At 55.1% G+C, this 13,635-nt stretch carries 12 protein-coding genes; 8 read left to right on the forward strand and 4 right to left on the reverse strand.

Annotated features, from left to right (window positions below; genetic code table 11):
- Window positions 1-7: 7 nt before the first annotated feature.
- From R5L00_RS07750 to miaA, 4 genes are all read right to left on the reverse strand, one after another.
- Window positions 8-1,849, reverse strand: a complete 1,842-nt coding sequence (locus R5L00_RS07750; protein ID WP_317654059.1) for a long-chain fatty acid--CoA ligase — start codon at window positions 1,847-1,849, stop codon at window positions 8-10.
- Between the two features lie 74 nt (window positions 1,850-1,923).
- Window positions 1,924-4,278 carry an acyl-CoA dehydrogenase gene (locus tag R5L00_RS07755; protein ID WP_317654060.1) on the reverse strand — a complete coding sequence of 785 codons (2,355 nt, stop codon included), beginning with the start codon at window positions 4,276-4,278 and terminating at the stop codon, window positions 1,924-1,926.
- 123 nt (window positions 4,279-4,401) lie between these two features.
- The gene (locus tag R5L00_RS07760; RefSeq protein WP_107694464.1) at window positions 4,402-4,737 is read right to left on the reverse strand and encodes a BON domain-containing protein; all 336 of its coding nucleotides are present in this window, start codon (window positions 4,735-4,737) and stop codon (window positions 4,402-4,404) included.
- A 50-nt stretch (window positions 4,738-4,787) separates the two neighbouring features.
- Window positions 4,788-5,711 carry a tRNA (adenosine(37)-N6)-dimethylallyltransferase MiaA gene (gene miaA, locus R5L00_RS07765; protein ID WP_317654061.1) on the reverse strand — a complete coding sequence of 308 codons (924 nt, stop codon included), beginning with the start codon at window positions 5,709-5,711 and terminating at the stop codon, window positions 4,788-4,790.
- Between the two features lie 277 nt (window positions 5,712-5,988).
- Here miaA and R5L00_RS07770 point away from each other — a divergent pair, with 277 nt between their 5' ends.
- The 8 genes from R5L00_RS07770 (at window position 5,989) to R5L00_RS07805 (ending at window position 13,619) form a co-directional block, all read left to right on the forward strand.
- On the forward strand, window positions 5,989-7,107 hold the full coding sequence (locus R5L00_RS07770) for a 3-deoxy-7-phosphoheptulonate synthase (protein WP_317654063.1): 1,119 nt from the start codon (window positions 5,989-5,991) through the stop codon (window positions 7,105-7,107).
- 77 nt (window positions 7,108-7,184) lie between these two features.
- Complete coding sequence (locus R5L00_RS07775) at window positions 7,185-8,177, forward strand: cobalamin-binding protein (protein WP_317654065.1); 993 nt, start codon at window positions 7,185-7,187, stop codon at window positions 8,175-8,177.
- Between the two features lie 239 nt (window positions 8,178-8,416).
- A complete protein-coding gene (gene ispH / locus R5L00_RS07780) occupies window positions 8,417-9,361 on the forward strand; it encodes a 4-hydroxy-3-methylbut-2-enyl diphosphate reductase (protein WP_107694468.1) in 945 nt (314 codons plus the stop codon).
- 302 nt (window positions 9,362-9,663) lie between these two features.
- Window positions 9,664-10,188 carry a KdsC family phosphatase gene (locus R5L00_RS07785; RefSeq protein ID WP_107694469.1) on the forward strand — a complete coding sequence of 175 codons (525 nt, stop codon included), beginning with the start codon at window positions 9,664-9,666 and terminating at the stop codon, window positions 10,186-10,188.
- Complete coding sequence (lptC, locus tag R5L00_RS07790) at window positions 10,185-10,757, forward strand: LPS export ABC transporter periplasmic protein LptC (protein WP_107694470.1); 573 nt, start codon at window positions 10,185-10,187, stop codon at window positions 10,755-10,757. The genes R5L00_RS07785 and lptC overlap by 4 nt, the downstream gene beginning before the upstream one ends.
- 106 nt (window positions 10,758-10,863) lie before the next feature.
- A complete protein-coding gene (gene lptA, locus R5L00_RS07795; RefSeq protein WP_317654144.1) occupies window positions 10,864-11,358 on the forward strand; it encodes a lipopolysaccharide transport periplasmic protein LptA in 495 nt (164 codons plus the stop codon).
- Between the two features lie 24 nt (window positions 11,359-11,382).
- Window positions 11,383-12,105, forward strand: coding sequence for an LPS export ABC transporter ATP-binding protein (lptB, locus tag R5L00_RS07800; RefSeq protein WP_107694471.1), 723 nt, complete (start codon window positions 11,383-11,385; stop codon window positions 12,103-12,105).
- A 50-nt stretch (window positions 12,106-12,155) separates the two neighbouring features.
- Window positions 12,156-13,619, forward strand: a complete 1,464-nt coding sequence (locus R5L00_RS07805; RefSeq protein ID WP_317654067.1) for an RNA polymerase factor sigma-54 — start codon at window positions 12,156-12,158, stop codon at window positions 13,617-13,619.
- The last annotated feature ends 16 nt before the right edge of the window (window positions 13,620-13,635 follow it).

Here is a 13,635-nt window from a genome sequence, read left to right on the forward strand (position 1 = left end):
TTCGCGCTCAATGCCCTTCGTAAAGCCTGTCGATTTCGCCTTTGTAGTATTGCAGCACGTACCCTCGCCGCAGTTTTAGGGTCGGCGTCAGCATACCATTCTCCACCGTCCATGGCTCCTGCGCCAGCGCTACCCGGTATAGTCGGGCGTAGCCAGGGAATTCTTTTATCTGCTGGCCGATGCGTTGCACCAGGATTTCCTCAAGCTTTTGATTCCTTGAAAGCCGATGCCAGTCAGGATTAAGGTTATATTGGGCCGCAACACTTTCCCAATGGCGGGAGTTCAGCACTACCAGCGCACCCAGATACGAACGGCCTTCCCCGACCAGCATTACCTGCTCGAATAGGGGGTCGCGCAGGATGGCGGCTTCCATATCCGCCGGCGGGACTTTTTCTCCCGTAGACATGACGATGATTTCCTTGAGACGTCCGGTTATTGTTACGCGACCATGTTCATCGATACGCGCGATATCTCCGGAATTCAGCCACCCGTCCGGCGATAATATCGCCCGGGTAGCCTCAGGGTTGTTCCAGTACCCCAGCATTACATTCTGGCCACGGATCAGCAAGGCATCATGCTCACCCAGTTTTACTTCAACTCCGGGAATTGGTCGCCCCACGCTGGTGGGAACATTGTCTTCGGTGGTGTTGGCGCATACTACCGGGCTGGTTTCAGTCATGCCGTAGCCTTGCAGGACCGGCAGTCCCAGACCGATAAAGATCCTTGCAACATCGCTCGGCAGTGCCGCACCGCCGCTCATCACTTCGCGAAGCCGGCCGCCGAGCTTGGCCATTATTTTCTTTGCTACCAGGCGTTCCAGTATTGGCCACAGCAGGTGAGAGATGCGCCATGGAGCGCGTCCTTGCTGGTACTCGAAGCGGCTATAGCCGATCTCAACCGCCAAATAAAACAGTTTTCTGCTCGACGCCGAGCTCTCCGCCAGCTTTGCACGAATTCCGGCGTAGATACGCTCGTAGATCCGCGGCACTGAAATCAGAAGAGTAGGCCGGATAGTCAGCAAGTCCTCCTGCAATTGGTGAACTGAACGGGCATGGGCCACCGTTGCGCCGCCCATCATCGGGGCATAATACCCGCCGGTACGCTCAAAAGTATGAGATAGGGGCAGGAACGAAAGCAGGAGATCATCCTGCCTGATGTGCACAACTTGCAGGCAACTGTAAGCATTGGTAAGGATATTATTATGGCTCAGCATTACGCCCTTGGGCCGGCCGGAAGTACCAGATGTATATATGATCGTCGCCAGCTGATGCGGATCACGTTGGGCATGATTCGCCTGGCCAGCGTCCTCAGGCGATCTTTCGACTAATTGGTCCGGCAACCAGTCATGCAGCGCAAGTACGAGATCATCTTCGACTTTTCTTTCGCTTCCCTGGATGGTAATGACGCGCACAAGCTCAGTCAGCTGACCCCTTACCTCGTAAAACGCATCCCATTGCGCCCGGTCTTCCAGTAACAGTACCTTGACAGCTGCATCACAAAGGATATGTGCGGCGTTATCCGGCCTGTCGGCTGTGTAAAGCGGGACGACCACGAGCCCCAGTCGCAGAGCGGCATGCTCGAAAGTGACCCATTCCGGGCAATTTCGCAACATCACCGCGACGCGGTCCCCAGCGGAAAGGTTTTCCTGCGCTAGAGCCTGTTGCCAGTGCGCGATCCGTTCATCCATTTGCGCCCAGGTGAGGTCGCGCCATTTTCCAGTCGAACGGTCGTAGTCCCGATAAGCCACCATCTGGGGCGACCGGCGCACCCGCTCGCGGAACAGGCCATCAAGGGTGGCGGCGGTCTCGACCCGGATGACGTCGGCACGGTCGTCGTGAGTTGGCTGCATAATCGTTCCGTCTATTGTTGTTTTGATACTCGTGTGGAAGTCGCGCGGCGCTTCGTCATTTGTCCCTGCATTGCTCAGGCGTCCGCCGGCACCGGCGTAACTGCGGGAGCAGACTCGGGTGCAGGGGCTAACGTCGTGCCGAAATCGGGAGGAAAATCGTCGACCATAATGACTCGGCGCCGCAGCGATTTCATTCCCGCCATTAACTCCAGTTCATTAGCAGTAATGACTCGCTGCTTGAGCGCAGCGGAAATTCTTTCCTCGCCCTCGGCGGGTATGCGGCCGGTTTTGACCGCCGCCCTCAACTTCGCCTCCACCGCGTCGCACACCTCCGCGCACTGTAGCGCCTGTTCCAGGATGTTCAGCGGTTCGTCAGCGGAATCGGGTATAAAGATGCCCTCCGTCAGCCGGTCGCGCGCCTCGCTTGGGGAAAGCATCAGCTTTGCCACTTCATGGCTCAGTTTATCCGATGGTGGTGAGAATGCAGCCCCTAGGGGAAAGACCATGAACCGCAGAAGGCGGGCGGCGATAGCGCTCCCGGGGAAGTTATCCAGCAAGCCCTCGAATGCCTGTTGCATGCGGTAGAGCGCATCCTGGATCGACCAGTGCATCAATGGTAAATCGGCTGCGGGGCGGCCATCGTCTTCGAAGCGTTTCAGGGCAGCCGAGCATAAATAAAGCATGCTGAGAATATCGCCGAGGCGGGCAGATATTCTCTCTTTTCGTTTTAGCGCACCGCCCAGAGTCAGCAACGATATATCGGCGAGAAAAGCAAAAGCTGCCGAGAACCGGGTCAATTGACTGTAATAACGTTGCGTTTCGGGAGCCACACTGCCGGGAGCGCTTGCAAGCGTCCCACCGGTCAGCCCATGGAGGAAAGTACGCACACCATTGCTAAGCGTGTATGCCGCGTGGCCCGCCAGCGCTTTGTCGAAATTCTTGGAAGCGCGCACCGCGTTGCTGTCGTTCGCCGCGCCGATTTCCTTCAAGAGGTAAGGGTGACAACGTATTGCACCCTGGCCGAAAATGATCATATTGCGGGTGAGGATGTTCGCCCCCTCCACCGTTATGCTGACGGGGATTTGCTGATAGTTCCGCCCCAGGTAGTTGCTGGGTCCCAGGCAGATTCCCTTTCCCCCGTGCACATCCATCGCGTCGTTTATTGCCTGACGTCCGCGCTCGGTCAGATGGTATTTGACGATGGCCGAAATCACCGAAGGTTTTTCGCCCAGATCCACGGCTCCTGCTGTCATTACCCGTGCCGCATTCATTATGTAGGTGTTGCCGCCGATTCGGCTCAGCGCTTCTTCCACGCCTTCAAAGCGTCCGATCGGCGTCTTGAACTGCACCCGTACTCTGCCATACGCTCCGCTGGTGCGGGCAGCTAGCTTGGCCGCGCCGGTGCTGGTCGCGGGCAGCGATATCGACCGGCCCACTGCCAGGCAATTTACCAGCATGCGCCAGCCGTACCCCACCCCGTTACGCCCGCCGATCACCCAGTCCAGCGGGATGAAAACGTCCTTTCCGGAATTGGGACCATTCTGAAACGCGGCATCAAGCGGAAAGTGGCGGCGTCCGATCTTGATGCCAGGCGTATCTGTCGGAATGAGGGCCAGTGTAATGCCGAGGTCTTCCGGTCCGTCCAGCAGGCCTTCCGGATCGCGCAGCTTGAACGCAAGCCCGAGAAGCGTCGCCACAGGTCCCAAGGTAATGTAGCGTTTCTCCCAGGTGACGCGTATGCCGAGCACATGCTCGTCGCCGTTGAATTGGCCATAGCAGACGATGCCCGTATCCGGAATCGCGCCAGCGTCCGATCCCGCTTCCGGTCCGGTCAGGGCAAAACAGGGAACTTCCAGTCCCTGGGCCAGCCGTGGCAGATAATGATCTTTTTGCTCGTCCGTTCCGTACTGCAGCAGCAGCTCGGATGGTCCCAGTGAGTTCGGTACCATCACCGTGACTGCCGCTGTGCCGCTGCGCGAGCTGATCTTCATGACCACTTCCGAATGTGCCAGCGCGGAAAAACCTTGACCACCATATTTTTTCGGGATAATCATGCCGAAAAAACCGTTGGCCTTGATGAATTGCCACACGTGTGGGGGCAGATCATGCAACTCGCGCGTAATGGTCCATTCGTCGAGCATGCGGCACAACTCTTCAACCGGTCCGGCAAGAAAAGCCTTTTCCTGGGGGCTGAGTTTGGGCTTCGGGTAAGCGAGCAGTTTGTACCAGTTCGGACTTCCGCTGAACAGCTCCCCTTCCCACCATATGGTTCCTGCATCCAGCGCTTCCTGCTCGGTTTGAGATACCTGGGGCAGGATCTTGCGAAAAATCTTGAGCAACCGGTCAGAAATCAGCGCACGCCGCACGGGGGGAGCGAAAAGAATGACGCCGACAATCAGGAGCAGCGTCAGAAACAAAGAAGAGCTCAAGATAATTTCCCTGCGCAAATTTGCGTGGCTAACACCGCATTGCCTTATTGATCAGTTGTTCGCTGTAGCAGCCGCGCATTGGGAAAAATGCTGAATAGGTCCCGGCATGCCCCGAAAACTTATTTAACGGCCTCGTAAACTCATCTTATTGTCCACTTTCTTGATGCCTTCCACCATCCACGTGAGCATATTTACACGGTCCATCTGTGACTGATTGTCAACCGCACCGCTAAGCATAACCGTTCCATTATCCGCTTCGACCCCGATGTCCAGATGCCTGACCTCGGGGTCGGCCTTCAATGCGGATTTGATGGTGCTGGCGAGCGTATTGTCGTCCACTTGCGCCTTCTCTGGAGGCGTCTTCCACGACTCGTGCACCTTCTCCTCGGATTTTCCGCAAGCCGCGACCGATAAGGCGGCGATGAGGATCAGAGTCACTAATCCGAGTCTATCGTTCATCTTTTTCCCCCATCAGAATTGTTAAAACACAACCGAGCCCATCAGTGCAATTATGAAACCATGGCGGCTTTTAGGCCAGCGTTCAAGAGATGCTCGCATACCTGTTCGGTCAGATTTTCGGCTATGCAGTCGAATTCGCGTATGCCGGTCATTGCGCGAAGCCAGGTGAGCTGACGCTTAGCCAATTGCCGCGTGGCCGCCAACGCTTTTTCCCGGGCTGTTACGGCATCGATTTTTTTGTCGAGATACATCAGCATTTGCCGGTAACCCACGCAGCGCATCGAAGGGCTTCCCTCGTTGAGATAGAATTTATCACGGATCGCGTTTACCTCATCGATCAATCCCAGCTTGAGCATTTCATCAAACCGCCGGGCGATGCGTTGATGTAGCGCCGCACGGTCGGCGGGGATAAGCCCTATCCTGATCACATGATAGGGAAAATGAACAGTTTTGGGTTTCTGAAGGATTTCAGACATGGGTCGGTCGGTAAGGTAGCATACCTCCAGTGCGCGTTGTATACGCTGGCTGTCGCTAGGCTTGATGCGCGCCGCGCTGGCCGGGTCAAGCAAAGCCAGCTCCTGATGCATCCTGGGCCAGCCTTTTTCTCCAGCTTTGGCTTCGATGGCTGCGCGTAAGCTGCTGTTAGCGGACGGGAGCGGCGAGAGACCGTCCAGCAGTGTCTTGAAATAGAGCATGGTGCCGCCGGCAAGTAACGGAATATTGCCGCGTTCAGTAATTTCGCCCATTGCGCGCAGCGCATCATCGAGAAATTGCGCAGCGGAATAGCACTCGTTCGGATCGATCAAGTTGATAAGATGGTGCGGGACCACGGCCAGCGACCTCCAGCCGGGCTTGGCCGTGCCGATATCCATGTGCCGATAGACTTGCGCGGAATCCACGCTCACGATTTCCACCGGCAGCAACCGCGCGATTGCCACAGCGACATGGCTTTTTCCGCTTGCGGTGGGTCCCATCAAAAAAATCGCGGGTGGATGATCCGATAACTCCGGTCGTTGGATTTTTGGGCTTTGCTCTGTCATGAGTAGGGCGAAGGCGCTGTCCGGATTGAGTGCCCGGTTTATTTATTTCTTGAAACTTTGGACTGTCGAGAGACACGCCTTATACGTCATCAAGTCATTAAACGCCCGAAGCGAGGAAATGGCAAGTGCCGGTTTTTTCGTTTAGAATCGCGTATTTCCGCCCCGTCGTGCTTTCCCGCGCCGGCTTATCAACATTTTCTTTCCTCCTTCCATGATCCTCGTTTTAAGTCCGGACACCCGGCCTGAAAGTTCCGAGTATAAGCAGTTGCTGACGCATCTCGCCAACCTGCCGGGTATTTCCACGCGTGTGCACACCGAAGTCGGCAGTGAGCAAACGCTTACAGAGGTATATTTGATTGGAAATACCAAACCGCTGCCGATCGAGGACATGCAAAGCCTCCCCTGCGTCGAGCGGGTCGTCAGGATTTCTGAGGAATATCGCGTTCTTGGCCGGCACAAGAATGATAACAGAGCCACTTACTTCGACTATAACGGCGTGCGTTTCGGGCAGGATACACTGAACATTTTTGCCGGATTATGCGCCGTGGATACGTTGGAGCATGTCGAGTTGATGATGCAGGCACTGCGCGATAACGGACAGATATGTACCCGCATGGGCGCGTATAAGCCGCGCACCAGCCCGTACTCGTTTCAAGGACACGGCAAGGCTTGTCTGCCTTATGTATTTGAGCTGGCGGGCAAGTACGGGATCAAGGTGATTGCCATGGAAATCACCCACGAATCCCATCTCGAGGAGATTTGCGAGGCGCTTTATGTGACCGGCAACCCCACCGGTATCATGCTGCAGATCGGCACGCGCAACACGCAAAATTTCGAACTGCTCAAAATCGTGGGTCGCCAGCAGGAGTTCCCGGTATTGATCAAGCGCGGTTTCGGCATAACCCTGGATGAGTCACTCAACGCCGCGGAATATCTGGCTTCCGAAGGAAATCGTAAAGTCGTCTTTGGTCTGCGCGGCATGAAAACCAATATGGGCGATCCTCATCGCAATTTCGTTGACTTTGCCCATGTGCCCGTGGTGAAGCGTTTGACCCGGATGCCGGTTTGCATTGATCCATCTCATTCGGTGGGTCTGCGGGCGACGTCTCCGGATGGCATACTCGATATTATGCATGCGACTGCCCAAGGCATTATTGCCGGCGCCAATATGGTCTTGGTGGATTTCCACCCGGTTCCCGGCAAGGCGCTCGTGGATGGACCTCAAGCGCTGCTAATCAAAGAGCTCCCGCTTTTTCTGGAAGACGTTCGCATCGCTCGCCAGGCTTACGAGCAACGTGCCGCTCTGGCTGAACATTATCGTGATGCGTAGTCTTATTTTGTTTTATCGGTAAAACGGTAAAGTCGCGATCTTGCGATTATCTTCTCCGGGACAGGTGCCCGCCGTTCATGCGCCTCAATAAGATTCGGTGTAGTGTTTTATTGCTTCTGTTCGTGTTTTCCGGATCCCTCCCGGCATCGACGACAAATGTTCGGGGGGATGTTACAGATGACGCCGCCGGACCGGCAGCGCGGACGGTTGCCCCGCTCGAATTGATTGACGATCGCGGGCGCGGTGTCCGTCTGAACCATTTCGCCAATCGTATTGTATCGCTCTCCCCGAATATTACGGAGCTGGTTTTCTCCGCCGGGGCCGGCAGCAAACTGGTGGGTGCCAGTCGTTACAGCGATTATCCCGAGGAGGCAAAAACAGTTCAGGAAATCGGGGATGCGTCCGGTCTGGACTTCGAAAGAATTCTCGCGCTAAAGCCTGATCTGGTGATTGCATGGCGCAGCGGTAACAGCGCCGCGGATATCGGCAAGCTCGAAAAACTGGGTCTCCCCGTATTCGCAGCCGAGGCAGTCCGGCTCGAGGATATTCCCCGTCTGCTGCGCGCAACCGGGAAGCTTGCGGGCACATCCTGGCTAGCCGAATCAGCGGCGAGGGCGTATGAAGAGGAATTGCAGCAGATTAAGCATCGTTATGACACGCATCATAAAATAAGCGTGTTCCATTTAATCTGGGATCAACCGCTCATGACCACAAATGCCAACCATATGGCGAGCGATATCATCAATATATGTGGCGGCGTCAATATGTTTGCGTCCGCGCCTTCCCTGACGCAAGCCGTGTCCGAGGAAGATCTTCTCGTGGCCGATCCTGACGCCATCATCAGCAGTACCTCGCTTGAACCCGCCGAAACTGGACTGCGCTCCCGATCGCAACGCTTCTCTCAAATGAGTGCCGTCAGAAACAATCATATATTTTTTGTGCACCCCGATCTCATCAATCGGCAGACTGTTCGCACGCTGGTAGCCGCAAAAACGGTTTGCGCACAGCTGGAAAGCGTCCGGTCAGGTCGGGAAAAGGAACCGACCCGGCCTGTACCCGGAACTGGTTAGTAGATTCCTTGTCATCTCTAGATCGGCTGAGTTCAAATGCCGCGGATGTGAAAAGGGGAGAGTTCACTTGAGTAAATATATGAATAGTCTAGAATAACGGTCCAACGCGTTTTGCCGTGAATTAGCCCTACACGCGGGACTGCGAAGAGCCCCGCAAGGACGGGAGGCGTGCTCCGGGTGATGGACAGACCGGGCGCGACATTGTGCCTGAACTAAATGGTTTTTATGGAGAATGAACAATGATCAAGGTATTGCTTGCGAATCCCCGCGGTTTCTGCGCCGGGGTGGACCGCGCGATTGAAATCGTCGAGCGGGCGCTGAGTATGCACGGAGCGCCGATCTATGTGCGCCACGAAGTGGTGCATAACCGGTTCGTCGTAGAGAATCTGGAGAAGAAAGGGGCGGTGTTCGTAGAAAACCTCGATGAAGTGCCGGTCGGCAGCATACTGATCTTCAGTGCGCACGGCGTATCCCACGAGGTGCGGCGCGAAGCGGAGGCGCAACAGTTTAAGGTATTCGATGCCACCTGCCCGCTGGTGACAAAAGTTCATATCGAAGTCGCGAAAATGCGCGAGCAGGGACGGGAAATCATCATGATTGGTCACGCCGGACATCCTGAGGTGGAAGGCACGATGGGACAGGCTGAAGGAGACGGGCCCTGTATGTATCTGGTGGAAACCGAAGAGGACGTCGAAAATTTGCAAGTGAAAGACCCGAGCCATCTGGCCTACGTTACCCAAACGACGTTGTCGGTGGACGACGCGACGCGCGTTATCAAGGCGCTGAAGAAGCGGTTTCCAAAAATTACCGGCCCAAAAAAGGACGATATTTGCTACGCGACGCAGAATCGGCAGGATGCCGTAAAAATGATGGTAAAGCAGTGCGATCTTGTCATCGTAGTCGGCTCGCCTAATAGTTCCAATTCCAATCGCTTGTGCGAAGTTGCCAGAAATGCCGGGGTTGACGCATATATGATAGACCGGGCCGAACAACTGCTGGAGACGTGGCTGGAAGGAAAAGACCGGATCGGCATTACCGCTGGGGCTTCCGCACCGGAAGTGCTCGTGCAGGAGGTGATCGCGCGTCTCAGGCAGATAGGAGCGGGGCAGGCTGGCAGGGAAGTCATGGTCGAAGAACTGAGCGGCGTGGTTGAGTCGGTAGTATTTCCGTTGCCTAAGAATTGATCAGATGATTCTCACTGCTTCACCCCGGTAATATCCGAGCCTCAGCTGTTGTGGTTCGCCATCGGGTTTACAATCAACCGCTACCCGCTATAAAACTGGTCGCTGGCCTCTGCAATTGGGCTGCCTGATTGCAGCAGGGAGCCTCCATCAGATTTTTCCACCTCTGTCCCAGTAAAATCATGGGTCGAAGTTGCGGCAAATTGGAAACCGGCTGGGCTTTGGTCGCACGTCTGTTACGCGACCTGATCCGCATCCGAATTAATTAACTGTTCAATCGCCCTGGCAATAAGCCGTTGTAATCGATGCAGCACATACTGGAGAAGGCTAAAAATATTCGTCTGGTCGTTTTTGACGTGGACGGGGTACTTACCGACGGAAGCCTGTACCTTACGGACGGCGGCGAGGAGATAAAGGCATTCAATAGCCAGGATGGCCACGGCCTTAAGATGCTGAGGGCGAGCGGAGTTAATATCGCGCTCATCACCGGTAGGCAATCGCGGTGCGTCGACCTGAAGGCCAAGGATTGGGGCGTTACCATCGTTTACCAGGGCGCGAAAAGCAAGCTGCCCGTATTCGAGGCGATGCTTAAGGATCACGGGATGGACGCCTCCGCCTGCGCCTATGTGGGAGATGATTTGATAGACTTGCCGGTGATGTTGCGTTGCGGTCTTTCCATTACAGTGCCGGCCGCGCCGGCTTTTGTGAAAAAGCATGCGCATCATGTTACCCGTCTGGAAGGTGGCCGGGGCGCTGTACGCGAGATTTGTGAATTGATTATGCACGCGCAGCAGACCCTGGATGCCCAATTGGCGGCCTATCTTAAATGATCAATCGCCTGCCTTCCTGGCTCCTCGTCGTTATTCTCGCCTTGCTCGTAATATTGCCGTTCTGGCTGAATCAATCGCCGCGTGCAATTTCCCCTTCGCAGAACAATCAACCGAGCCGAACGCCTGACTATGTGGTGGAAAACTTTTCCGCTATTCGAATGGATGAGAGCGGCGTTGGACGTCATGTCCTGCTCGGGAAGAAAATGGTGCATTACCCGGACGATGACTCCACTGATCTTGAGCAGCCGCGCTTGATCAATACCGAGCCGGGAAAACCGGCAATGCAAGTGAAGGCGGACGAAGCGAAAATGACAAGCAGTGGCGAAGATATTTATCTGAGCGGCAACGTCATGGTAGTGCGAAATGGAGGTAAGGGCCGCGGCGAGACAAGCATGACTACGAGCTTGCTCCATGTTATCCCGGATGACGATATTGCCAGAACGGACAAGCCCGTCGTTATTACCGAAACAAACGCGGTGATCAGAGCAGTTGGCATGGAGATGAGTAACCGCACGGGTATCACACAGCTATTGTCGCAGGTTAAGGTTGTTCATGACAAACGACGATAGGAAAGGTGAGGCGCAAGGCCCGGCGCGAGGCGGGCGATTCGCGGGGTGGCCCTCGCGATGGAAAATCCATGGCTTGCGTTCAAGTTGCGTGGGGTATTTACTCGGCATGGCCCTTGCCGGGCCCGTTCTGGCTGAAAGGGCTGACCGCGATCGGCCCGTTCATCTGGAAGCCGACCGGGCGACTGTACAGGATGCCAACAAACTCGCGACCTTCACCGGCAACGTAGTGCTCACTCAGGGAACCTTGGTCATTCGCGCTGACAAGATGACGGTGAAAGAAGACGCCAACGGGTTCCAGCACGCCACTGCGTTCGGCAACCTTGCCACCTTTCGCCAAAAGCGCGACGGCAAGGATGAGTATGTGGAGGGGTGGAGTGAACGAATGGAATATGACGGCAAGGCCGACAAGGTGCAGCTATTCAAGAAAGCGAGATTACGACGCGGGCAGGATGAGGTTCATGGAGATTACATTTCCTATGATGCTGTCAATGAATTCTTCCAGGTAAACGGTAGTGGCGAAACAAGTACTCAAACTCATTCCGAAGGAAGGGTAAGGGCCGTGATTCAACCGAAGAAAAAACCGGATGCTGAGAGTCGATGAAGTCGAACGCCGACGTGCTGGAAAATGAGCGAATTCAGAGCCGATAATTTAAAAAAAACCTATAAGTCCCGAACGGTGGTGCAGGATGTTTCGATTTCCGTCAATAGCGGCGAAGTCGTAGGCCTGCTCGGACCCAACGGCGCGGGCAAGACCACGTGTTTCTATATGATGGTCGGTTTAGTCCCGCTCGATGGGGGTAACATCCATCTCGACGAACTCGATCTTAGCCAGATGCCGATGCATCAGCGGGCACGCCTGGGGCTGAGTTACCTGCCTCAGGAGGCATCCATATTTCGGCGCCTTTCGGTGGCCGACAATATTCGTGCGGTGCTGGAATTGAAGAATTACCCGCCCGGTGAAATGCACCAGCATCTTGACGATCTGTTGCATGATCTTCATATCACTCACATCCGTACCAACCCAGCCATTAGTTTGTCGGGTGGGGAGCGCCGCCGCGTCGAAATTGCGCGGGCGCTCGCAACCGAGCCGCGCTTCATTCTGCTGGATGAACCGTTTGCGGGGGTTGATCCAATCGCCGTGATTGATATTCAAAAAATTATCAGATTTCTCAAGGAACGTGACATCGGCATTCTCGTTACCGACCATAACGTGAGGGAAACGCTGGGTATTTGCGATCGAGCCTACATCATCAGCGAAGGTAAGGTGCTGGCGAGCGGCAGCCCCGATGAAATCATCTATAATGAAAGCGTAAGGAAAGTGTATTTGGGAGAGCATTTCCGGCTGTGAAGTAGGAGTTAGCCATACATACGAACCCGGTTTACCGGGTCCTGCCTATTATGAAACCCACTCTCCAGCTTAAGACGTCACAGCACTTAACGCTCACTCCGCAATTGCAGGAATCGATCAGGTTGCTGCAGCTGTCAACGCTGGAGCTGAACCAGGAAATTGAACGCCTGGCTCAGGAAAATCCCCTTCTGGAGCTCGACGACAGTGTCGGTAGCGGCATCGAGTATTTGGGCGCGCTCGAGGCCGGGGTAGAGCCCCTTTCGGCTGATCTGATGGAAATTCCGGAGGAAGGCGGCAGCAAATTGCTTTCCGAGGATAGTCTTGACTCAAAAAAAGAAGCGGGGGAAACGGACTGGCTCCCAGACGACAGCGGATCCCGCGGCATGCGGGACGATGACGACGAGCGTGATTTTCCACAACAGGCGGCAGAGCCTCAAAGTCTGCGCGAGCACCTCAACTCGCAGCTTAGCCTTAGTCAGATTCCTGAACGCGACAGGAAAATTGTCGGTTTACTGATCGACAGCCTCGACGACGATGGGTACCTTGCCCAGGACCTGGAAGAACTCGTTGACCTGTTGCCGCCCGAACTCGAGATAGACATCGATGACCTTCACATCGCCCGTGAACTATTACAACATCTCGATCCGGCCGGCGTGGGGGCCCGTAACCTGAGAGAATGCCTGGTGATGCAGCTGCAGGCTCTGCCGGAGGACACGCCATATCGTGATCAGGCCTTGCTGCTGGTCGGGAATCATCTTGAAAGCCTGGCGTCAAGAGACTTTTGCGCAATAAAAAAATTGCTGCATTGCGACGACGACTGCTTGCGTTCGATCCAGAATTTGATCACGCGCCTAAACCCCCGGCCCGGTATGGCATTCAGTTCCGCAGTGGCCCGCTATATTATTCCTGATGTGATTGTCACCAAAATCGGCGGCGTATGGGTCGCCAATCTTAATCCGGAAGCAATGCCTCGCCTCAGGATCAACCGGCTGTATGCGGACATCCTGAAACGCTATAGCGATGACTCTACGCGGCGGCTGGCAGGTCAACTCAATGAAGCAAAATGGCTTATCAAGAATGTCCTTCAGCGTTTCAGCACCATATTGAAGGTGTCGGCCGCTGTGGTTGAGCGACAGCAGCAGTTCTTCGAGCATGGGCCAGTAGCCATGCGACCGATGGTATTGCGCGAAATTGCGAGTACGCTCGACCTGCATGAATCCACCATTTCTCGTGTGACAACGCAGAAATTCATGCGTACGCCACGTGGTATATTCGAACTCAAGTATTTTTTTGGTAGTCACGTCGCAACCGATACGGGCGGAGTTTGTTCCGCGACCGCCATTCGCGCTTTGATAAAACAACTGATCAGTGCCGAGGAGGGAAAAAAACCGTTGAGCGACAGTCAAATTTCGGAAATTCTGGGCCAGCAGGGTATTATGGTTGCTCGTCGCACTGTGGCAAAATACCGGGAGTCCATGCACATCCCTCCGGTTAATCTTCGCAAGTCAGTTTAACTAACGCCCAAGGAGC

Origin of the sequence: Nitrosospira sp. Is2 (genome assembly GCF_033095785.1) — a bacterium.
Classification (GTDB): domain Bacteria; phylum Pseudomonadota; class Gammaproteobacteria; order Burkholderiales; family Nitrosomonadaceae; genus Nitrosospira.